We start from the raw sequence: 19,934 nt of genomic DNA on the forward strand, positions 1-19,934 counted from the left end.
TTCCTCAAGTCGCCGACAGCCAGCGCGTCAGCCGCGCAGCGAAATCGGCCTGGCTTTGCAGTAATTCATCGCCCGTCACCAGCGGCGCCGGACGGGTAATGACGATGCAGGGGATCCCCGCATCGAGACAGGGTTGTACTTTTTCCTGATAGCCCCCTTCCGCCCCCGAGGCTTTCGTCACCACGACGTCGGCCCGGCACTGGCGATAAAAGGCGGCGTTAAATTCAGCGCTGAACGGCCCGCAGAGGGCAAAGATCTCCCCCACGCCAAATCCCAGTTCGCTGCAGTGCTGAACTACCTCCGGCACCGGCAGCACCCGGGCAAGCAGCGTTTTATCCGCCAGCCCCGCCCGCCAGGCCGCCAGATCTTTGCTGCCGGTGGTCAGCAGGATCCGCTCGCCGAGGCGATGGGCTACCGCGCAGGCCTCGTTCAGATCGCCGACGACGTGAAGAAGCGGATGGCGCAGATCGCTCAGCTGCTCCGGCCTTTGATAGCGGCTGAGCAAGACTCCGACGCTGGCGCAGGCGCGTACAATATTCTCGCTGACCACCTCGGCGTAGGGGTGAGAGACGTCGATTACCCAGCGGGTGCGTTGCGCCTTCAGCCACTCCGCCATCTGCTGCCACTCCATGCGCCCGCAGCGCACCTGGCCGCGAATATCCCCCGCCAGCTGCTGACCGGTGAGCGTCGCCACCGACAGGGTGTAGCGCACGCCGGCGGCGTCCAGCTGCTGGCAGATCGCCCGCGCATCGCTGGTGCCTCCGATAACCAGCACGTCGCCGTGGTTCACAGCGCGTAGCCTCGCGGGGTAATCATCAGACCGTTATCGATGTATGTCGCTTTGTTGCCGACGATCACCAGGCTGGTCATATCGACCGGTGCAAAATCCATCTCCCCCAGGGTGGTCAGCCATTTCTCCTGTTTTTTACGTCCGGCGGATTTCACGACTCCCACCGGGGTCTGCGCGCTTTTACTGGCCGACAGCAGCTCAAAGGCGCGCGCCAGATGGCCCTCGCGGCCGCGGCTGCGCGGATTATAAAAACAGATGACGAAGTCGGCTTCCCCGGCGGCGACAATGCGTTTTTCAATCACCGGCCACGGGGTCAGCAGGTCGCTGAGGCTGATATGGCAGAAGTCGTGCATCAGCGGCGCGCCCAGCAGCGAGGCGGCGGCAATGCTGGCGGTCATCCCCGGGATCAGGCGGACTTCCACATCCAGCTTCTGCTTGCTGACCAGTTCAAGCACCAGTCCGGCCATGCCGTAAATACCGGCATCGCCGCTGCTGATCAGCGCCACGTTATGCCCGGCCTGCGCCAGCTCAATCGCCGCCTGGCAGCGCTCAATCTCTTTGCACATCCCGGTTTTGATCACCTGCTTGTCACCGGTAAAGGCTTTTACCAGGTGGGTGTAGGTCTTGTAGCCCACCACAATCTCCGCCGCCTGCAGGGCCTCCACGGCTTCCATGGTCATCATCGCCTGCGAGCCAGGGCCAATTCCGATTACGCTTAACATCAGTGTGAAACTCCCAAAGTAATAGTGACGCCCTGCTCGCGCAGGGTTTCGCCGGACAGGTTTCCCTGACTCAGCAGCCAGGCCACCGGGCCGGAGACGCTGCCGACGCCGACCGTCTCCCGGACAAAAGACGAGGCCGGAAAGCGGTGCTCGTGCTCGCGCAGCGCCTCGGCGCTGAAGGTTTCGAACGGCACCCGGCAGCGATGAGCCAGCTGGCGGAGCCCCGGCTCGTTTGCCTTCAGGCTCACGCTGCCGATCGCTTTCAACGCCAGTGGGTCAAGGCGCTGGGCAGCAAGCTGGCGCTCCAGCAGCGTACTGAGCAGCGCGCAGGGGGTGTCGCGCCGGCAGCCGATCCCCGCCACCACCCGCTGGGGCACCAGCTTCCAGTGAGGTATCGGCAGCGGCGGCAGCGACCGGCGCAGGGTGATGCAGATCAGCGCGTCGAGCGACGGCAAGCGTGTAAGGTTCCTCACCGGAATAAAGCCGCGCTGGTCGCAGCGGCTTAGCGCCTCGGTAAATTCAGCGTCGCACCACAGTCCCACCCGCTTACCGCTCACCAGCATCTGATTGACGGTTTTCACCGTCGCGCGAAAATCGGTCATCCGGGCATTCAGCTCAACAGCCAGTGTGTCGAGGGCGGCCAACTCGTTGACGTCGGTTGCGGTGGTGATCACCGGGTCGGCGCCGAGCATCCCGGCGAGATAGCGGGTCAGGGCATTGGCCCCCCCGGCATGGCCGGAGAGCAGGCTGATGACGTGCCGGGCGCGCTCATCAATCACCACCACCGCCGGGTCGCTGAGCTTGTCATTCACCAGCGGGGCCAGCACCCGCACGGCAATCCCGGTGGCGCCGATAAAAATCAGCGCCGAATAGCTGCTGAAGGCCTCGCGGGCAGCGCTGGCAAAACCGTTTTCAAAGGGGAGAAAACCCTCTTCCAGCAGCTTCTCGCTGGTAAAGCAGGTTAACGGCAGCATCGCCGCCAGCCGTTTCGCCAGCCGAACGCCCCCTGGCGTCAGGCAGAAAAGTGCGATTGATTCAGGCTTTACGGTATTCATGGCTAAAGTCCGCCGCGTAGAGTTTTGAGTAGTGATACTCAGAGCCCAGGAAATTCCCGACCAGAATGAGCGCCGTTTTGCGGATCCCCGCCTCGCGTACCTTGTCGCCGATATCCGCCAGCGTACCGCGTACGGTCTGGCTTTCCGGCCAGGTCGCTTTATAGATCACTGCCACCGGCGTGGTTGCTGGATAGCCGCCTTCAATCAGGCGCTCCGCTACCCGGTGAATGCGCTGCACGGAAAGGTAAATCGCCATTGAAGTCTGGTGGCTGGCAAATGATTCAAGCTGCTCGCGCGCCGGCACCGGCGTGCGCCCTTCAAGGCGGGTGATGATCAGGCTCTGGGAGACTTCCGGCACGGTGTACTCGACGCCCAGCTCCGCCGCCGCGCCCAGAAACGCGCTGACGCCCGGCACCACCTGCCAGCGGATCCCGCGTTTGGTCAGCTCTTCACCCTGCTCGCGGACCGAGCCATACAGCGACACGTCCCCGGTCTGTAAACGCACTACCGTTTTCCCGGCTTTAACGCCGGCTTCCATAAGGTCGAGAATTTGCTCCAGATGCAGTTCGGCGCTGTCGTGACACTCGGCGCCGGGCGGACAATACTCCAGCAGCTCGGTGTTTATCAGCGACCCGGCGTAGATCACCACCTGGGCCTGCTGCAGCAAGCGGTAGCCCTTGAGGGTAATTAGCTCACGGTCGCCCGGCCCTGCGCCAACGAACCACACACTACGGGGGTCAAATGTCTCAGCCATGGTTTTCTTCCTTCTGACAGGCGATAACAAAAACGGGATTATTCGGTTTGAAATAGTGGCCGCTGCCCAGCGCGGTCAGCGATGAAACGTTCAGCAGCAGGCAATCAATCTGTGTAATCCCCCGCTGCTGCAGATAGTCGAGAGCCGCGTTCAGGTTCTCCTGCAGGATAAAAGTCATCACCAGACGGCCGCCGGGATAGAGCTGCTGCCACGACCAGTCAATCAGTTCGTCGAGACGGCCGCCGCTGCCGCCCATAAAAATGGCGTCGGCCCGCTCGGTAATCACCATCGGCGCTTCACCGGGCAGGATCTCAATATTGCCGCAGGTGAAATGCTGGCGATTTTCGTCCAGCAGCCGGAGAGCCGCGGGGTTGCGTTCGATGGCGGTTACCTGCAAAGAGGGATACTGCAGCGCCGCCTCAATCGACACGCTGCCGGTACCGGCGCCGATATCAATCAGGTGGCTTGCCCGGTGCAGTTCAAGTTTGGCCAGCGCCAGCGCGCGAACCGCCTCTTTGGTCATCGGCACCTTCTCGCCGCGCAGAAAAAGCTCATCTTTCATCGAGGATCACCACCGCGTTCATCTCATATTCGGCATCGACCTCACTGACCGGTAGCCAGTGGATCCGCTCGTTATCCATCGCCAGATTTTCGCCAATCACCATCCAGCGATACCCTTTACCCCGCGCCGCCAGCTGGGCGGCGATTTCCCGCGGCCCGCAGCGCCCGTCGGTCACCATCGCCACCTTGCGCTGGCGCGCCAGCTCATCAAAACAGACGTCCCGTCCGTGGCTGCTGGTCAGCCAGATATCGTTCATATCGATACCGGCCTTCGCGCAGAGATACTGCACCGCGCTGATGCCGGGGATAATGCGCACGCGCTCGATGCCAAAGTGGGCGATCAGCCGCGTGCCGATGCCGTAAAAGAGCGGGTCGCCTGAGGCCAGCACCACCACCTTCTGCGCTGCGCGTTCGCCGAGCCAGACCAGCAGTTCGGCAATATTGGCGCCCAGCGCAAACCGTTCGCCGCGAAATCCGGGGAACTGCTCTAAATGCCGCTTACCGCCTACCAGCGCATCCGCGCTGGCGACCGCATCTTGCGCCGCCGGCGTCATCAAATGCAGGCCTGACGGCCCCATGCCGACCACCGTTAACATGACATCTCCCGCGCAATCTCGGCGATCGGCCGATTGCTGCCGAGAACCTTGTTATCAAAGGAGAACATGATGGCGTCGCAGACGGGCGGCGCTTTGGTAAAGCGCAGCATCTGCATCACCCGCAGACAGATGCGTTCAGCAAGATGGTTATAGATAGGCTGAAAACCGTACGCGTCGATGTGCTCCATCGCCGCTTCGGTGGTATCGCATTCGCTCACCAGCTGCAGCAGCGCCAGCGGTGCCCCCTGCAGCGCCAGATGCGCGACCAGCGTTTCCATGCGCGCATCGGCGATATGGCTGTGGGTATGGAAGATCCCGGCGGCGACTTTAATCAACTTGCCGGGATGGCCAATCAGCACGATCTGACGGAACCCGAGGCGCACGGCCTCTTCAATCATGTAGCCGACGAAGTTGCTCATGGTGACCACCACCTGCGAGTCGATGCCAATCTGCTCGCGTACGAAGCGCTCGCCGTGGTTCCCCGGCACCAGCACCACGCGCTCCAGTCCGGCGGCGCGTTTGATCTCCAGCTCGAGGGAGAGCGAGCGCTTCCAGCTCTCTTCCGACATCGGGGTGACGATCCCGGTGGTGCCGATAATCGAAATCCCGCCGAGGATCCCCAGCCGCGCGTTATAGGTTTTTTGCGCCCGCACCTCGCCCTCCGGGGCGAAAATCTCTACCGTCGCCCCGCGCGACGGGCCAATCGCCTCGCGCACCGCCGACTCGATGGTGTGCCGCGGGGTGCGGTTAATCGCCGGGCTGCCGATGGGCAGGCCGATCCCTTTGCGGGTGACTGTGCCGATACCTTCGCCGCCGCGCAGGGTTATCTCGCCGGAGTCGTCGAGCGTCACGCGGGCGAAAATCAGCATCCCGTGGGTGGCGTCAACGTCATCGCCGCCGTCTTTACGGATGGCGGCGATCGCCTGCTGCCCTTCGACGTGCGGCGATTCGACGTTAAGACACAGCGTGACGCCGGAAGGGGTGACAATGGAGACCTGATGAATGAGGTGCTGGCGCATCACCATCAGCGCCGCCACCTTTGCCGCCGCCGTGGCGCACGAGCCGGTGGTGTAGCCCTTGCGCAGGGCTTTGCCGTGATGCCACACCGGGTCGTCAAAGGCCTGATCGCTCATTGCGCCTCCCGCAGGTGGTACAGCAGGGCGTTCACAATTGCTGCCGCCACGTTGCTTCCCCCTTTGCGGCCGAGCGCAGCGATAGCCGGCAGGCCGCTCTCGCTGAGCGCCGCTTTCGACTCCGCGGCGCCGACGAACCCGACCGGCACCCCCACCACGCCGCCGATAGCCGTTTCGCGGTGTTCCAGCAGGCGAAACAACGCAGTTGGCGCATTGCCAAAGACAAACACTTTCTCCCCGGGCTCCTGCACCGCAATATCCACCGCCGCCATCGAGCGGGTCATCCCCCGGCTTTGCGCCTCGCGCACCACCCGCGGGTCGCTGATATAGCAGCGGCATTCGCCGCCAAAGCGGGCTAACAGGGTTTTGTTGATCCCGGACAGCGCCATGGTGGTATCGGTATACAGGGTGCAGGGCCGGCTCAGCGCCTCGCTCAGAGCGATCAGGGCATCCGGAGAAAACCACAGAATATCCAGCCACTCGAAGTCAGCGGTGGTGTGGATCACCCGCTTGATTATCGCCTCGTGCAGCGGGCTGGCGAAACGGTAGTCCGGTCGCGTTTCGGCGATGATCTCGCTGATGATGTCGAAGCTTTTCGCCTCAATCGCCTGCGGTTGTTGTATGTACTGCATCAGGTTCTCCTCAGGCCGCGCCGACCAGCCAGTAGCGCAGGCCGATAAACAGCGCCAGCGCCAGGGTTGACGCCACCCACATCAATCGAATGGTTCGGGAAATATCGTCCACCGCAATGTCGCGGACGGCGTCGCCTATCCAGGGTTTTTCAACGCGCTGGCCGAAGTAGTCGTTCGGGCCGCCAAGGCGGATCCCCAGCGCGCCGGCGACCGTCGCTTCCGGCCAGGCGCAGTTAGGACTGCTGTGCTGATAGCGATCGCGCCAGCCCGTCCGCAGCGCCCGGGCGCCATCTTCCCGACATACCACGGCGGCGAGGCTAAGCAGCAGCCAGCTCAGCCGGGCGGGAAGGAAGTTGGCCACATCGTCAAGACGGGCGCTGACCATGCCGATCGCCCGGTATTTTTCGTGCTTATAGCCGACCATGGAATCGAGGGTGTTGACCGCCTTATAGGCCATGGCCAGCGGCGCGCCGCCGAGCAGCAGGAAGAAGAGCGGCGCGATAATGCCGTCGACGGTGTTTTCCGCCACGGTTTCCACCACCGCGCGGTTAATCTGCTGCGGCTGGAGCTGTGTGGTGTCGCGCCCGACAATCCACGACAGCTTGCTACGGCTTTCCGCCAGATCCCCCGCGCGCAGCGGTCGCTCGACGTCCCGCGCCGACTGCGCCAGACAGCGCCCCGCCAGCACGGTGAAGATCATCCATACCTCCACCAGCCATCCCAGCCAGGGGTGGATCCCGCGCGCCAGCGCCAGTACGCCCCAGGCCACAGCCCACGTCAGGCCGGTCACCACCAGCCACATCACCCCGCCGCCAATGCGCAGCGCCCGCTCGCTATGGCAGACCCGCCGCACCACGCGCTGGCTGATGTTGATCAGACGACCTATCCAGCGCACCGGATGCGGCCAATGCGGCGGATCGCCAATGACGACATCGAGTATCCAGGCCACACACCAGGCGAGAAGAGTCATAGCGTCCTCCTTGCCGCCTGCAGCCAGTGGTTGAGCATGGTGGGTCGCTGGGCAAAATGGACATGGAGATAGCTGGCAAAGGCGCTGCCGGACTGCCATCCTCCCTGCCACTGCTGAAGCGTCTTGCCGTCCCGCTGTTTACGGCAGGCCAGCACGGCGGCGGTGGCGGGAGTAAAATCGGAGTAATGAAATTCATGGCCGCGCAGCCACTCGCCGGGGGCGGCCAGCAGCGTCTGCTGCTGCGCCTGCGCTTCGCAGTAGCCGAACCGGGTCAGACGCGTCCCCATCCGGCTGTAGCCGGGAATGATATCCGCCATCGCATAGCGCTCGCCGCCGGTGACCTCCAGGGCGGAGCCCAGATACATCAGGCCGCCGCACTCGGCGTAGATCGCCACCCCGCGCCGGTGCGCCGCGCGGAGCTGCGCCAGCATCTCCTGGTTGGCTGACAGGCCGGCGGCGTGCAGCTCCGGGTAGCCGCCGCCAAGCCAGATCATCTGGCAGGCCGGCAGATGGCGATCGCGCAGCGGGCTAAAGCGCACGATCTTCACGCCGCAGCGGACCAGCAGCGCCAGGTTATCGGGATAATAAAAATTGAAGGCCTCGTCGTCGGCGAGGGCCAGCGTCAGCCCTTCGCCGGCGTCGGCGGCAAGCTGCTCCCCCCACTCGCCGGCCGGCAGGTTCGCCAGTTCGCTGAGGGACAGCAGCCGGTCGATGTCGAGGGTGCGCCCCAGCAGGCTGGCAAAATCCCGCCATGCCTGTTGATTAACCACCGACTCGCGGGCGGTCACCAGCCCCAGATGCCGCTCGGGCAGCGCCACGCCTTCCACGCGCGGCACATAACCGAGCACCGGCGCCTGGCAGTAGCGCTCAATGGCGCTTTTCAGCAGCTGGAAGTGGGTGTCGCTGTTGACGCGATTAACGATCACGCCGGCGATATTGAGGGCCGGATCAAAATGTTGAAAGCCCATCACCGTGGCGGCGATGGAGGTCGAGACCGCTTTGCCATCCACCAGCAAAATCACCGGGCAGCCAAGCTGTTTGGCCATCGCCGCGCTGCTGCAGTAGTTGGGGTCGGTGCCGTAGCCGTCATAGAGGCCCATCACCCCTTCAATGACTGCGATATCGGCCTGCTGGAGCTGGTCGACAAACAGCGCGTTGAGTATCGGGGCGGGAAGCATAAAGCTGTCGAGATTGCGGGAGGCGACGCCGCTGATGGCGGTGTGCCAGGCGGTGTCTAAATAGTCTGGCCCCACTTTACAGGGTTGCACCCGCAAACCGCGCTGTTGGAGCAAGCTGAGCAGGCCGAGCGTCACGGTGGTTTTGCCACAACCGCTACCGGTACCCGCAAGAATGAACGCACGCCTGGTTGCCATACCCTGTCCTGTTCAGGTGGTCAGAGTATAGCTGCGCGCATGCCTGGTCCTGCGACCACGCACCGCTAAGCCACCCACTTCCCACCGAAGTTGTTGGTCTGTTACCGGCAGGCAGGTCTTCTGGCTTAGCTTCGTTCTCGCCCGCCCTTCCCAATCTTACGATCAGTGGTTTTTACGGGGTCGTCAGCATCACAGCAGCGGGGGCTGCGGGGGATTGCCACCCCCTTCCCTGACACCAAACTGGTGTCGAACCTGTCGGTTTTATTCGCCGATGCGCCCTGCATCGGCGGTTAATGTTTCAAGCTTACTTTTACCGCCTTATCCCCCGCCAGAATGACGCCTGCGGAGTGAAGCGGTTTTGAATAATCATCGGTCTCGTATTAACGGACACTCTATCCCATCACAAAAATAAAAACTGGTGTAGTTTATCCCTCGAATATCATTATTTTGTTGCGCTATGACAATTTATTGCTCTACTGTCGTTTTTTTCATTTTATAATGATGAAGATACTCCGGGATATCAAAAATCGGCAATAGCAAAATATTGTCATTTAAAATGACTCAGTTTGTGATCCGGCATTAATTTGCTGACGAAACGCCTGCGGCGTTACCTGATAGGTCTGGCGAAACACTTTACAAAAATAGCTGGTTTGCGAAAAACCTAAATTCCGCGCAATGCTGGCAATGCTCCAGTCGCTGTGGCAAAGCAGCTCTTTTGCGCTCGCCATCCGCTGCTGATTGACCCAGGCGTTAAAGCCGATCCCCTGATATTTTTTAAACAATTTGCTGAAGTAGTACGGGCTGAGATAGACGTGCGCCGCCACCTCCTCCAGACGCAGTTCATCAGAGAGATGCGCGTCGATATAGCGCAGCGCCTTCTTCATTTTGCCATCGTGCGGCGAGGCCGCCCGGCTGCTCTGCGCCGGGTCGTTCTGCGGCGGGTTATCCTTGATAACCACGAAGTTAAGCTGTTTTTTCAGGCAATTCTCGACGATCAGCTTGAGCAGATCCGCAGAGGCGATAACCCGCGAATAGTCCATCTCAGGCACATCGCGGAACGCCTGAACCAGCGCCGGATCGTCCTGCCAGCGGTCATCCACGTTAAGGATGTCCACCAGTTCGATATCGTTGCTCAGACGAACCTGGCCGCAGAGCACAAAGCCCACAAGGTGCCCGGCGATAACCAGCGGAATGGAAAAATCGGTTAACCCGGCGTGGCAGCGGTAGATACAGAGCGCATCGGTTTTCGAGGCCTCGAGGCCGCCGCAGCGGTCGCTCATACGACAGCGGGAGCTGTGCTGGGGGTGCTGGCGCATCAGCTGGCAGAAAGGGGTGAAGTTAAACAGTTCAGATATTTCATCACCGTGAATATTGACAACCACAACCGCCAGACTGGTGGCCTGCGCAAAATCCTGTGCGATTTTATTAATGAGTTCTGAGTTCAGTGTGCTCGCAGAAATCATGATAAAACCTCTCAGTTAATTTTTTGTTATAAATAAAACATTTCTTTAATATTCACTTCCTTTCATCATCATTTACCGCCAACGATAAAAGAATATTACGATAGCAAAAGTCTCCCATCCGTGGGAGACGTTTTTAGCCAGTTCGTGATACCGGTTCATGAAAATTTTTCGCTATTTCAGCGGATGCATTAATCCTCTAATTTACAGGTATTACACGGTAGATTATTACCAATCAGATAACGATAGATGGCCGCGCCGAGACAGGCGCCGATCAGTGGCGCAATAATCGGCACAATAAAGTACGGTATATCCCTTCCGCCGGTCATCGCGATATCGCCCCAACCCGCCATCCACGTAAACAGCTTCGGCCCAAAATCACGCGCCGGATTCATCGCAAAACCGGTCAGCGGCCCGGTTGAAGCGCCAATGACCGCCACCAGCAGGCCGATCAGCAGCGGGGCCAGCGGCCCTTTCGGTACGCCGTTGCCGTCGTCGGTCAGCGCCATAATCATCCCCATCAGCATGGAGGTGATCACCACTTCAACCAGCGCCGCATGCCAGATGCTCAGCGATGCCGCCGGGTAGGTGCTGAAAATACTCGCCAGCTGCAGGCTCTCTACGCTGCCGCGCGCGATATGGTGGGCGGATTCAAACTCGGTAAACATCGTGCTGTACAGCACATAGGCCAGCACCGCGCCGCCAAAGGCGCCGGCAACCTGTGAAACGATATAGAGGAAAACTTTTCGTCCGGGAAAGCAGGCAAACAGCCATAACGCGACGGTCACCGCCGGGTTGAGATGGCCGCCGGAGATCCCCGAAGTCAGATACACGGCAAGCGAGATCCCCAGCCCCCAGATAATGCATATCTCCCACAGTCCGAGGCTGGCTCCCGCCACCTTTAACGCGCTCAGGCAGCCGATGCCGAAAAACAAAAATAGCCCGGTGCCCAAAAACTCGGCGGTACATTGCGCTTTTAACGAATCATTCATTATGACACCTTCTTAGCAGAGTTCGTGTCCTGACCAGCCAACATCCTGCTGGCAGTAGAGTACAACGGGCACCACTATATGAACTCCCGTCCGCAAATTGTTGGCAACCTGCTGACGGCAGCCTCCGGAAAATTCGGGCATCAATAACAAATTATTGTCATTAAATAACGCAGAATTGCATTGCTCACGCGCGGCTTTCGCCATTATGCCACCACCATGGCATGCAAAAATATTGCTAAAACCAGCTCATCGTTTTCCAACAAACATCACAAATCAGTTTCTCGCGCATAGCAGATAAAATTGAAATCGTCATGAACAAATTTGTAAATATGGAATATACAAAACAAGATAATCACATCAACACAAATAAAAATATTAATTAACATCAAACACTTAAATAAATAAAAGACAATATTATATTATCCAATACCCACTATTTTTTCACCATCACATTGAAGTCAGCCATTCTTTTTCCTCGCATCTTCTTATAGTCCCCACTATCGGAACACTCCATGCGAGGTCTTTATGCAACAAGAAGCACTAGGAATGGTAGAAACCAAAGGCTTAACCGCAGCCATAGAGGCCGCTGATGCAATGGTTAAGTCAGCCAATGTGATGTTAGTGGGCTATGAAAAGATTGGCTCCGGGCTGGTCACCGTCATCGTGCGCGGCGACGTTGGCGCGGTGAAAGCGGCCACCGATGCCGGTGCCGCCGCCGCACGTAACGTGGGAGAAGTGAAAGCCGTACACGTCATCCCACGCCCTCACACCGATGTAGAAAAAATCTTACCGAAGGGAATTAGCCAATGAGCAGCAATGAGCTGGTTGAACAGATCATGGCTCAGGTGATTGCCCGTGTGGCAACGCCGGAACAGCAGGCCATCCCTACTGAAAACCATCCAATACGAGAGACGGCTATGGCAGAAAAAAGCTGCAGTTTAACGGAATTTGTCGGGACCGCCATTGGCGACACCCTGGGCCTGGTGATCGCCAACGTCGATACCGCCCTGCTGGACGCGATGAAGCTTGAAAAACGCTATCGCTCCATCGGCATTCTCGGCGCCCGCACCGGCGCAGGCCCGCACATTATGGCGGCGGACGAAGCGGTGAAAGCCACCAACACCGAAGTGGTCAGCATTGAGCTTCCACGCGATACCAAAGGCGGCGCGGGCCACGGTTCGCTGATTATTTTAGGCGGCAACGACGTTTCCGATGTTAAGCGCGGTATCGAAGTCGCCCTGAAAGAGCTCGATCGCACCTTTGGCGATGTTTACGGCAATGAAGCCGGACATATCGAGCTGCAGTACACCGCCCGCGCCAGCTACGCCCTGGAAAAAGCCTTCGGCGCGCCGATTGGCCGCGCCTGCGGCATTATCGTCGGCGCACCGGCCTCCGTTGGCGTGCTGATGGCCGATACCGCCCTGAAGTCAGCCAACGTAGAAGTCGTGGCGTATAGCTCTCCGGCGCACGGCACCAGCTTCAGTAACGAAGCCATCCTGGTGATTTCCGGCGACTCCGGCGCGGTCCGCCAGGCAGTCACCTCCGCGCGCGAAATCGGTAAAACCGTCCTTGCGACCCTCGGTGCTGAACCGAAAAACGATCGCCCCTCCTACATCTGATACCCGCGAGGCTGATTCATGAGATCGAAAAGATTTGAAGCGCTGGCGAAACGCCCTGTGAATCAGGACGGCTTCGTTAAGGAGTGGATCGAAGAAGGCTTTATCGCGATGGAAAGCCCGAACGATCCGAAACCGTCGATAAAAATCGTTAACGGCGCGGTGACCGAGCTGGACGGGAAACCGGTGAGCGATTTTGACCTGATCGACCACTTTATCGCCCGCTACGGTATCAACCTGAATCGCGCCGAAGAAGTGATGGCGATGGATTCGGTCAAACTGGCCAATATGCTCTGCGATCCGAACGTCAAGCGTAGCGAAATCGTCCCGCTGACCACCGCGATGACGCCGGCAAAAATTGTCGAAGTGGTTTCGCATATGAACGTCGTTGAGATGATGATGGCGATGCAGAAAATGCGCGCCCGCCGCACCCCGTCTCAGCAGGCGCACGTCACCAACGTCAAAGATAACCCGGTACAGATTGCCGCCGACGCCGCCGAAGGGGCATGGCGCGGATTTGACGAACAGGAAACCACGGTTGCAGTCGCGCGCTATGCGCCGTTTAACGCCATCGCGCTGCTGGTCGGCTCGCAGGTAGGCCGCCCGGGCGTACTGACTCAGTGCTCGCTGGAAGAAGCCACCGAACTGAAGCTCGGCATGCTGGGCCACACCTGCTACGCCGAAACCATCTCCGTCTACGGTACCGAACCGGTCTTTACCGACGGCGACGACACCCCGTGGTCGAAGGGCTTCCTCGCCTCCTCCTACGCCTCTCGCGGCCTGAAAATGCGCTTCACCTCCGGCTCCGGCTCCGAAGTGCAGATGGGCTACGCCGAAGGCAAATCCATGCTTTATCTGGAAGCGCGCTGCATCTACATCACCAAAGCCGCCGGCGTTCAGGGGCTGCAAAACGGCTCGGTAAGCTGCATCGGCGTACCGTCTGCGGTGCCGTCAGGCATTCGCGCGGTGCTGGCGGAAAACCTGATCTGTTCGTCGCTGGATCTGGAGTGCGCCTCCAGTAACGACCAGACCTTCACCCACTCCGATATGCGTCGTACCGCGCGCCTGCTGATGCAGTTCCTGCCGGGAACCGACTTTATCTCCTCCGGTTATTCCGCGGTGCCGAACTACGACAACATGTTCGCCGGTTCCAACGAAGATGCGGAAGACTTTGACGACTACAACGTTATCCAGCGCGACCTGAAGGTCGACGGCGGTCTGCGTCCGGTTCGCGAAGAAGATGTTATCGCCATCCGTAACAAAGCCGCCCGCGCGCTGCAGACCGTGTTTGCCGGAATGGGGCTGCCGCCGATTACCGATGAAGAAGTGGAAGCCGCGACCTACGCCCACGGTTCGAAAGATATGCCGGAGCGCAACATCGTCGAAGACATCAAATTCGCCCAGGAGATCATCAATAATAACCGCAACGGCCTGGAGGTGGTGAAAGCGCTGGCGCAGGGCGGCTTCACCGACGTGGCCCAGGACATGCTCAACATCCAGAAAGCCAAGCTGACCGGGGACTATCTGCATACCTCCGCAATCATCGTCGGCGACGGACAGGTGCTATCAGCCGTCAACGACGTTAACGATTATGCCGGTCCGGCAACGGGCTATCGCCTGCAGGGCGAACGCTGGGAAGAGATTAAAAACATCCCTGGCGCTCTTGATCCCAACGAGATTGATTAAGGGGTGAGAAATGGAAATTAATGAAAAATTGCTGCGCCTGATAATTGAAGAAGTGCTTAGCGAAATGAAGAGCAGCGATAAACCGGTCTCGTTTAATGCGCCGGCGGCCTCCGCTGCGCCGCAGGCAACCGCGCCTGCTGGCGACGGCTTCCTGACAGAAGTCGGCGAAGCGCGTCAGGGCACGCAGCAGGATGAAGTGATTATCGCCGTCGGCCCGGCTTTCGGCCTGGCGCAGACCGTCAATATCGTCGGCATACCGCACAAGAGCATTCTGCGCGAAGTGATTGCCGGTATTGAAGAAGAAGGCATTAAGGCGCGCGTAATTCGCTGCTTTAAATCCTCCGACGTGGCCTTCGTCGCCGTTGAAGGCAATCGCCTGAGCGGTTCCGGCATCTCTATCGGCATCCAGTCAAAAGGCACCACCGTTATCCACCAGCAGGGCCTGCCGCCGCTCTCTAACCTGGAGCTGTTCCCCCAGGCGCCGCTGCTGACCCTGGAAACCTACCGCCAGATTGGTAAAAACGCCGCCCGCTATGCGAAACGCGAATCGCCGCAGCCGGTCCCGACGCTGAACGACCAGATGGCGCGGCCAAAATACCAGGCGAAATCGGCCATTTTGCACATTAAAGAGACCAAGTACGTGGTGACGGGCAAAAACCCGCAGGAACTGCGCGTGGCGCTTTGATAAAGGATAACTCCATGAATACCGACGCAATTGAATCGATGGTGCGCGACGTATTAAGCCGTATGAACAGCCTGCAGGGCGAGGCGCCAGCGGCGGCTCCGGCGGCTGGCGGCGCGCCCCGTAGCGCAAAGGTCAGCGACTACCCGCTGGCGAATAAGCACCCGGAATGGGTGAAAACCGCCACCAATAAAACGCTGGACGACTTTACGCTGGAAAACGTGCTGAGCAATAAAGTCACCGCTCAGGATATGCGTATTACCCCGGAAACGCTGCGCTTACAGGCTTCTATCGCCAGTGACGCGGGCCGCGACCGGCTGGCGATGAACTTCGAACGCGCCGCCGAACTGACCGCGGTACCGGACGATCGCATTCTTGAAATCTACAACGCCCTTCGTCCCTATCGTTCAACGAAAGAGGAGCTGCTGGCGATCGCCGACGATCTCGAAAGCCGCTACCAGGCGAAGATCTGCGCCGCTTTCGTGCGTGAAGCGGCAACGCTGTACGTCGAGCGTAAAAAACTCAAGGGCGACGATTAATTACAGGGGCATGTGATGCGATATATAGCAGGCATTGATATCGGCAACTCATCGACGGAAGTCGCCCTGGCGACCCTGAATGAGGCTGGCGCGCTGACGATTACGCACAGCGCGCTGGCGGAAACCACCGGGATCAAAGGCACGTTGCGTAACGTGTTCGGCATTCAGGAGGCCCTCGCGCTGGTCGCAAAGCGCGCGGGGATCAGTGTCAGCGATATTTCGCTCATCCGCATTAACGAAGCGACGCCGGTGATTGGCGATGTGGCGATGGAAACCATTACCGAAACCATCATCACCGAATCAACCATGATCGGCCATAACCCGAAAACGCCCGGCGGCGCGGGGCTTGGCGTGGGCATCACCATTACGCCGCAGGAGCTGTTAACCCGCCCGGCGGACGCGCCCTATATCCTGGTGGTGTCGTCGGCGTTTGACTTTGCCGATATCGCCAGCGTGATTAACGCTTCCCTGCGCGCCGGATATCAGATTACCGGCGTCATTTTGCAACGTGACGATGGCGTGCTGGTCAGCAACCGGCTGGAAAAACCGCTGCCGATCGTTGACGAAGTGCTCTACATCGACCGCATACCGCTGGGGATGCTGGCGGCGATAGAAGTCGCCGTACCGGGAAAGGTCATCGAAACGCTCTCTAACCCCTACGGCATCGCCACCGTATTCCACCTCAACGCCGAGGAGACGAAAAACATCGTCCCGATGGCGCGCGCGCTGATTGGCAACCGTTCCGCCGTGGTGGTCAAAACGCCATCCGGTGACGTCAAAGCGCGCGCGATACCCGCCGGTAACATTGAGCTGCTGGCCCAGGGCCGGAGCGTGCGCGTGGATGTCGCCGCCGGAGCCGAAGCCATCATGAAAGCGGTCGACGGCTGCGGCAAACTCGATAACGTCACCGGCGAGTCGGGGACCAATATCGGCGGCATGCTGGAACACGTGCGCCAGACCATGGCCGAGCTGACCAACAAGCCCAGCAGCGAGATTTTTATTCAGGATCTGCTGGCCATTGACACCTCGGTTCCGGTGAGCGTCACCGGCGGTCTTGCCGGGGAGTTCTCGCTGGAGCAGGCCGTGGGCATCGCCTCCATGGTGAAATCTGACCGTTTGCAGATGGCGATGATTGCCCGCGAGATCGAGCAGAAGCTCAATATCGACGTACAGATCGGCGGCGCAGAGGCCGAAGCCGCCATTCTGGGCGCGCTGACCACCCCCGGCACCACGCGTCCGCTGGCGATCCTCGACCTCGGCGCAGGCTCCACCGATGCCTCCATCATCAACCCCAAAGGCGAAATCATCGCCACTCACCTCGCCGGAGCTGGCGATATGGTGACGATGATCATTGCCCGCGAGCTGGGGCTGGAGGATCGCTATCTGGCGGAAGAGATCAAGAAATACCCGCTGGCGAAGGTGGAAAGTCTGTTTCATCTGCGCCACGAGGACGGCAGCGTGCAGTTCTTCTCCACGCCGCTGCCCCCCGCCGTATTCGCCCGCGTCTGCGTGGTGAAACCGGACGAACTGGTGCCGCTACCCGGCGACTTAGCGCTGGAAAAAGTGCGCTCCATTCGCCGCAGCGCCAAAGAGCGCGTCTTTGTCACCAACGCCCTGCGCGCGCTGCGCCAGGTCAGCCCGACCGGCAACATTCGCGATATCCCCTTCGTGGTGCTGGTCGGTGGCTCGTCGCTGGATTTCGAAGTTCCGCAGCTGGTCACCGATGCGCTGGCGCACTACCGGCTGGTGGCCGGGCGAGGAAATATTCGCGGCAGCGAAGGCCCCAGAAACGCGGTAGCTACCGGGCTGATTCTCTCCTGGCATAAGGAGTTTGCACATGGACAGTAATCACAGCGCCCCGGCTATTGTGATCGCCGCCATCGACGGCTGCGATGGCTTGTGGCGCGAAGTGCTGCTGGGTATCGAAGAGGAAGGCATTCCTTTCCTGCTCCAGCATCACCCGGCCGGGGATGTCGTGGACAGCGCCTGGCAGGCGGCGCGCAGCTCGCCGCTGCTGGTCGGCATCGCCTGCGACCGCCATACGCTGGTCGTGCACTACAAGAATTTACCCGCATCGGCGCCGCTTTTTACGCTGATGCATCATCAGGACAGTCAGGCCCACCGCAACACCGGTAATAACGCGGCACGGCTGGTCAAAGGGATCCCTTTCCGGGATCTGAATAGCTAAGCAACAGGAGAACAGCAGTATGAATAACGCACTGGGACTGGTTGAAACAAAAGGGTTAGTAGGCGCCATTGAAGCCGCCGATGCCATGGTGAAATCGGCCAACGTGCAGCTGGTCGGCTACGAAAAAATTGGCTCGGGTCTGGTGACCGTCATGGTTCGCGGCGATGTCGGCGCGGTCAAAGCGGCGGTGGATGCGGGCAGCGCGGCGGCAAGCGTGGTGGGTGAAGTGAAATCCTGCCACGTGATCCCGCGTCCGCACAGCGACGTTGAGGCCATTTTACCGAAATCAGCCTGATTGATGGCGAATAAGGAGCACCGCGTGAAGCAATCACTGGGATTACTTGAAGTTTGTGGTCTGGCACTGGCTATTAGCTGCGCCGATATCATGGCGAAATCCGCTTCTATCACGCTGGTCGCCCTCGAAAAGACCAATGGTTCAGGCTGGATGGTCATTAAAATTACCGGTGATGTGGCCTCAGTACAGGCGGCCATCACCACCGGTGCACAGTTTGCCGAACAGCGAAACGGTCTGGTGGCTCATAAAGTCATCGCCAGACCCGGAGAAGGGATCCTGCCAGCAGAGGCTCCCCCACCCTCCGTCATGGAACCTGAGCCTGAAGAGTCAGAGACGGCTGATGTCGTTTCTGAAGCGCCAGCAGAAGAGCCCCTCCAGCAACAAGGCGTGGTGAGCTGCAACCTGTGCCTGGATCCAAAATGTCCGCGCCAGAAGGGCGAGCCGCGCACCCTTTGCATTCATCCCGGCAAGCGAGGTGAAGCGTAATGGATAAACAGCTTCTCGAATCAACGGTCAGTAAAGTCCTCGACGAGATGCGTCTGCGGCCCATTCCGCTGGGGGTTTCAAATCGTCATATCCACCTGTCGGCGTCGGATTATGAACGCCTGTTTCCCGGTCATCCCATCAGCGAGAAAAAAGCGCTGCTGCAGCCGGGACAGTACGCTGCGGAGCAAACCGTCACCCTGGTAGGGCCGAAGGGGCAGCTTAAAAATGTGCGCCTGCTCGGCCCACTGCGTTCGGTAAGCCAGGTGGAAATATCGCGTACCGATGCCAGAACCCTGGGGGTTGCGACGCCGCTGAGAATGTCCGGCGATCTGAAAGGGACGCCGGGCATCCGTCTGGTCAGCCCTTTTGGCGAGCTAGAACTCTCGACAGGGGTTATCGTCGCGCAGCGGCATATCCATATGTCGCCGCTCGATGCGCTTATCCTGCGGGTTTCCCATGGCGACAGGGTCTCCGTGGCCATTGAAGGCGACGATCGCGGGCTGATCTTCAGCAACGTGGCGATTCGCGTTTCACCGGATATGCGCCTTGAAATGCACATTGATACCGATGAAGCCAACGCCGCCGGTGCAGATAACCCGCAGGCCTTTGCCCGGCTGGTAGGCCCGCGATGAACGGCGAAATTCTGCAGCGCATTGTGGAGGAGATTGTCTCCCGGCTGCAGCGTCGCGCCCAGAGCACGGCGACGTTGAGCGTTGCGCAGCTCCGTGATGCCGACTGTCCAGCGCTGTTCTGTCAGCACGCCTCGCTGCGCATTCTGCTCGTTGACCTGCCGCTGCTGGGTCAGCTTGCGGATACGGAAACCGACGATCCCGCGGCGCGGAAAATTCACGAGGCGCTGGCGTTTGGCATCCGCGTGCAGCTCACCCTGCACAGCCAGCTGTTGCCGGTTATCCCGCTCAAAAAACTGGCGCGCCTGCCGGTGATATTCACCGACGAGCGCGGACGGCCGCTGATCCTGCATGCAGGTTCAGTGCTGAGCTATCGCGACGTCGCGCAGCTGGGCCAGGGGCGTCTGGTTATCCACCGCAAATGCATCGTGACCGCCCTGGCACGCGAAGCCGCAAATGCGCGGAATATTCAATTAATTAAGCAGGAGTAAATCATGCATCTGGCACGAGTCACGGGCGCGGTTGTCTCCACGCAAAAATCGCCTTCCCTGATCGGCAAAAAGCTGCTGCTGGTGCGGCGGGTCAGCGCCGATGGCGAACTCCCCGCCTCCCCCACCTCCGGCGATGAAGTTGCCGTGGATTCCGTCGGCGCAGGGATCGGCGAGCTGGTTCTGCTTAGCGGCGGCTCCAGCGCCAGGCACGTTTTTTCCGGGCCAAACGAGGCCATCGACCTCGCCGTTGTCGGCATTGTCGATACGCTTTCACGTTAAGGAGC

General features: G+C 59.9%; 24 protein-coding genes and 1 riboswitch. Of the genes, 12 read left to right on the forward strand and 12 right to left on the reverse strand.

Annotated features, from left to right (window positions below; translation table 11 throughout):
* Positions 1-4: 4 nt before the first annotated feature.
* From CE636_RS10170 to pduF, 12 genes are all read right to left on the reverse strand, one after another.
* Positions 5-790 carry a cobalt-precorrin-6A reductase gene (locus CE636_RS10170; RefSeq protein ID WP_017899206.1) on the reverse strand — a complete coding sequence of 262 codons (786 nt, stop codon included), beginning with the start codon at positions 788-790 and terminating at the stop codon, positions 5-7.
* A complete protein-coding gene (locus CE636_RS10175; protein ID WP_017899207.1) occupies positions 787-1,512 on the reverse strand; it encodes a precorrin-3B C(17)-methyltransferase in 726 nt (241 codons plus the stop codon). Before CE636_RS10175 ends, CE636_RS10170 begins: the two co-directional genes overlap by 4 nt.
* A complete protein-coding gene (gene cbiG, locus CE636_RS10180; protein ID WP_017899208.1) occupies positions 1,512-2,567 on the reverse strand; it encodes a cobalt-precorrin 5A hydrolase in 1,056 nt (351 codons plus the stop codon). The genes CE636_RS10175 and cbiG overlap by 1 nt, the downstream gene beginning before the upstream one ends.
* Entirely contained in the window at positions 2,548-3,321 is a 774-nt protein-coding gene (locus tag CE636_RS10185) for a cobalt-precorrin-4 methyltransferase (protein ID WP_017899209.1), read from the reverse strand. The genes cbiG and CE636_RS10185 overlap by 20 nt, the downstream gene beginning before the upstream one ends.
* Positions 3,314-3,883, reverse strand: a complete 570-nt coding sequence (locus CE636_RS10190; RefSeq protein ID WP_004105104.1) for a decarboxylating cobalt-precorrin-6B (C(15))-methyltransferase — start codon at positions 3,881-3,883, stop codon at positions 3,314-3,316. The genes CE636_RS10185 and CE636_RS10190 overlap by 8 nt, the downstream gene beginning before the upstream one ends.
* Positions 3,873-4,478 carry a cobalt-precorrin-7 (C(5))-methyltransferase gene (locus tag CE636_RS10195; protein WP_017899210.1) on the reverse strand — a complete coding sequence of 202 codons (606 nt, stop codon included), beginning with the start codon at positions 4,476-4,478 and terminating at the stop codon, positions 3,873-3,875. Before CE636_RS10195 ends, CE636_RS10190 begins: the two co-directional genes overlap by 11 nt.
* Positions 4,472-5,611: a cobalt-precorrin-5B (C(1))-methyltransferase CbiD gene (cbiD, locus tag CE636_RS10200; RefSeq protein WP_017899211.1), complete on the reverse strand. Its 1,140-nt coding sequence runs from the start codon at positions 5,609-5,611 to the stop codon at positions 4,472-4,474. The genes CE636_RS10195 and cbiD overlap by 7 nt, the downstream gene beginning before the upstream one ends.
* Positions 5,608-6,243 (reverse strand): cobalt-precorrin-8 methylmutase, encoded by a 636-nt coding sequence (locus CE636_RS10205; protein WP_004205491.1) that lies wholly within the window; start codon positions 6,241-6,243, stop codon positions 5,608-5,610. Before CE636_RS10205 ends, cbiD begins: the two co-directional genes overlap by 4 nt.
* Positions 6,244-6,253: 10 nt before the next feature.
* Complete coding sequence (gene cbiB / locus CE636_RS10210) at positions 6,254-7,213, reverse strand: adenosylcobinamide-phosphate synthase CbiB (protein WP_017899212.1); 960 nt, start codon at positions 7,211-7,213, stop codon at positions 6,254-6,256.
* Positions 7,210-8,586 (reverse strand): cobyrinate a,c-diamide synthase, encoded by a 1,377-nt coding sequence (locus CE636_RS10215; RefSeq protein WP_017899213.1) that lies wholly within the window; start codon positions 8,584-8,586, stop codon positions 7,210-7,212. Before CE636_RS10215 ends, cbiB begins: the two co-directional genes overlap by 4 nt.
* Positions 8,587-8,678: 92 nt before the next feature.
* A riboswitch (cobalamin riboswitch) is annotated at positions 8,679-8,857 on the reverse strand.
* Between the two features lie 280 nt (positions 8,858-9,137).
* The gene (gene pocR, locus CE636_RS10220) at positions 9,138-10,049 is read right to left on the reverse strand and encodes a transcriptional regulator PocR (RefSeq protein WP_004205486.1); all 912 of its coding nucleotides are present in this window, start codon (positions 10,047-10,049) and stop codon (positions 9,138-9,140) included.
* A gap of 188 nt (positions 10,050-10,237) precedes the next feature.
* Positions 10,238-11,038: a propanediol diffusion facilitator PduF gene (pduF, locus tag CE636_RS10225; protein ID WP_017899214.1), complete on the reverse strand. Its 801-nt coding sequence runs from the start codon at positions 11,036-11,038 to the stop codon at positions 10,238-10,240.
* A 525-nt stretch (positions 11,039-11,563) separates the two neighbouring features.
* Between pduF and pduA the strand changes: the two genes are divergently transcribed.
* Genes pduA through pduN form a run of 12 tightly spaced genes read left to right on the forward strand, consistent with a single transcriptional unit; the run spans position 11,564 to position 19,929 of the window.
* Positions 11,564-11,848, forward strand: coding sequence for a propanediol utilization microcompartment protein PduA (pduA, locus tag CE636_RS10230; RefSeq protein ID WP_001183618.1), 285 nt, complete (start codon positions 11,564-11,566; stop codon positions 11,846-11,848).
* Positions 11,845-12,657 (forward strand): propanediol utilization microcompartment protein PduB, encoded by an 813-nt coding sequence (gene pduB, locus CE636_RS10235; RefSeq protein WP_004205485.1) that lies wholly within the window; start codon positions 11,845-11,847, stop codon positions 12,655-12,657. Before pduA ends, pduB begins: the two co-directional genes overlap by 4 nt.
* An 18-nt stretch (positions 12,658-12,675) precedes the next feature.
* Entirely contained in the window at positions 12,676-14,340 is a 1,665-nt protein-coding gene (gene pduC / locus CE636_RS10240; protein WP_017899215.1) for a propanediol dehydratase large subunit PduC, read from the forward strand.
* Positions 14,341-14,350: 10 nt separating this feature from the next.
* The gene (gene pduD, locus CE636_RS10245) at positions 14,351-15,025 is read left to right on the forward strand and encodes a propanediol dehydratase medium subunit PduD (protein ID WP_017899216.1); all 675 of its coding nucleotides are present in this window, start codon (positions 14,351-14,353) and stop codon (positions 15,023-15,025) included.
* 14 nt (positions 15,026-15,039) lie between these two features.
* Positions 15,040-15,561 (forward strand): propanediol dehydratase small subunit PduE, encoded by a 522-nt coding sequence (gene pduE, locus CE636_RS10250; RefSeq protein ID WP_017899217.1) that lies wholly within the window; start codon positions 15,040-15,042, stop codon positions 15,559-15,561.
* Between the two features lie 15 nt (positions 15,562-15,576).
* The gene (gene pduG, locus CE636_RS10255; protein ID WP_017899218.1) at positions 15,577-17,409 is read left to right on the forward strand and encodes a propanediol dehydratase reactivase alpha subunit PduG; all 1,833 of its coding nucleotides are present in this window, start codon (positions 15,577-15,579) and stop codon (positions 17,407-17,409) included.
* Complete coding sequence (pduH, locus tag CE636_RS10260; RefSeq protein WP_004205479.1) at positions 17,399-17,749, forward strand: propanediol dehydratase reactivase beta subunit PduH; 351 nt, start codon at positions 17,399-17,401, stop codon at positions 17,747-17,749. Before pduG ends, pduH begins: the two co-directional genes overlap by 11 nt.
* Positions 17,750-17,768: 19 nt before the next feature.
* Positions 17,769-18,044, forward strand: a complete 276-nt coding sequence (gene pduJ / locus CE636_RS10265) for a propanediol utilization microcompartment protein PduJ (protein WP_001057755.1) — start codon at positions 17,769-17,771, stop codon at positions 18,042-18,044.
* A gap of 3 nt (positions 18,045-18,047) precedes the next feature.
* Complete coding sequence (locus CE636_RS10270; RefSeq protein ID WP_085955473.1) at positions 18,048-18,530, forward strand: BMC domain-containing protein; 483 nt, start codon at positions 18,048-18,050, stop codon at positions 18,528-18,530.
* A complete protein-coding gene (locus CE636_RS10275) occupies positions 18,530-19,162 on the forward strand; it encodes a phosphate propanoyltransferase (RefSeq protein WP_004205476.1) in 633 nt (210 codons plus the stop codon). The genes CE636_RS10270 and CE636_RS10275 overlap by 1 nt, the downstream gene beginning before the upstream one ends.
* Complete coding sequence (pduM, locus tag CE636_RS10280) at positions 19,159-19,650, forward strand: microcompartment protein PduM (protein WP_017899219.1); 492 nt, start codon at positions 19,159-19,161, stop codon at positions 19,648-19,650. Before CE636_RS10275 ends, pduM begins: the two co-directional genes overlap by 4 nt.
* 3 nt (positions 19,651-19,653) lie before the next feature.
* Positions 19,654-19,929, forward strand: a complete 276-nt coding sequence (pduN, locus tag CE636_RS10285) for a propanediol utilization microcompartment protein PduN (RefSeq protein ID WP_000549823.1) — start codon at positions 19,654-19,656, stop codon at positions 19,927-19,929.
* Positions 19,930-19,934 lie beyond the last annotated feature (5 nt).

It is taken from the genome of Klebsiella sp. LY, from assembly GCF_004010915.1.
Taxonomy (GTDB): Bacteria; Pseudomonadota; Gammaproteobacteria; order Enterobacterales; family Enterobacteriaceae; genus Klebsiella; species Klebsiella quasipneumoniae.

Bases quoted from the DNA above. Each gene is read 5' to 3' on its own strand.
- pduD (WP_017899216.1), top strand. From the start codon at position 14,351: ATGGAAATTAATGAAAAATTGCTGCGCCTGATAATTGAAGAAGTGCTT.
- pduC (WP_017899215.1), top strand. From the start codon at position 12,676: ATGAGATCGAAAAGATTTGAAGCGCTGGCGAAACGCCCTGTGAATCAG.
- cbiB (WP_017899212.1), bottom strand. From the start codon at position 7,213: ATGACTCTTCTCGCCTGGTGTGTGGCCTGGATACTCGATGTCGTCATT.
- pduJ (WP_001057755.1), top strand. From the start codon at position 17,769: ATGAATAACGCACTGGGACTGGTTGAAACAAAAGGGTTAGTAGGCGCC.
- CE636_RS10195 (WP_017899210.1), bottom strand. From the start codon at position 4,478: ATGTTAACGGTGGTCGGCATGGGGCCGTCAGGCCTGCATTTGATGACG.
- CE636_RS10215 (WP_017899213.1), bottom strand. From the start codon at position 8,586: ATGGCAACCAGGCGTGCGTTCATTCTTGCGGGTACCGGTAGCGGTTGT.
- pduG (WP_017899218.1), top strand. From the start codon at position 15,577: ATGCGATATATAGCAGGCATTGATATCGGCAACTCATCGACGGAAGTC.
- CE636_RS10175 (WP_017899207.1), bottom strand. From the start codon at position 1,512: ATGTTAAGCGTAATCGGAATTGGCCCTGGCTCGCAGGCGATGATGACC.
- cbiD (WP_017899211.1), bottom strand. From the start codon at position 5,611: ATGAGCGATCAGGCCTTTGACGACCCGGTGTGGCATCACGGCAAAGCC.
- pduB (WP_004205485.1), top strand. From the start codon at position 11,845: ATGAGCAGCAATGAGCTGGTTGAACAGATCATGGCTCAGGTGATTGCC.
- CE636_RS10270 (WP_085955473.1), top strand. From the start codon at position 18,048: ATGGCGAATAAGGAGCACCGCGTGAAGCAATCACTGGGATTACTTGAA.
- pduA (WP_001183618.1), top strand. From the start codon at position 11,564: ATGCAACAAGAAGCACTAGGAATGGTAGAAACCAAAGGCTTAACCGCA.
- CE636_RS10275 (WP_004205476.1), top strand. From the start codon at position 18,530: ATGGATAAACAGCTTCTCGAATCAACGGTCAGTAAAGTCCTCGACGAG.
- pduE (WP_017899217.1), top strand. From the start codon at position 15,040: ATGAATACCGACGCAATTGAATCGATGGTGCGCGACGTATTAAGCCGT.
- pocR (WP_004205486.1), bottom strand. From the start codon at position 10,049: ATGATTTCTGCGAGCACACTGAACTCAGAACTCATTAATAAAATCGCA.
- CE636_RS10190 (WP_004105104.1), bottom strand. From the start codon at position 3,883: ATGAAAGATGAGCTTTTTCTGCGCGGCGAGAAGGTGCCGATGACCAAA.
- pduH (WP_004205479.1), top strand. From the start codon at position 17,399: ATGGACAGTAATCACAGCGCCCCGGCTATTGTGATCGCCGCCATCGAC.
- pduF (WP_017899214.1), bottom strand. From the start codon at position 11,038: ATGAATGATTCGTTAAAAGCGCAATGTACCGCCGAGTTTTTGGGCACC.
- pduM (WP_017899219.1), top strand. From the start codon at position 19,159: ATGAACGGCGAAATTCTGCAGCGCATTGTGGAGGAGATTGTCTCCCGG.
- pduN (WP_000549823.1), top strand. From the start codon at position 19,654: ATGCATCTGGCACGAGTCACGGGCGCGGTTGTCTCCACGCAAAAATCG.
- CE636_RS10205 (WP_004205491.1), bottom strand. From the start codon at position 6,243: ATGCAGTACATACAACAACCGCAGGCGATTGAGGCGAAAAGCTTCGAC.
- CE636_RS10185 (WP_017899209.1), bottom strand. From the start codon at position 3,321: ATGGCTGAGACATTTGACCCCCGTAGTGTGTGGTTCGTTGGCGCAGGG.
- cbiG (WP_017899208.1), bottom strand. From the start codon at position 2,567: ATGAATACCGTAAAGCCTGAATCAATCGCACTTTTCTGCCTGACGCCA.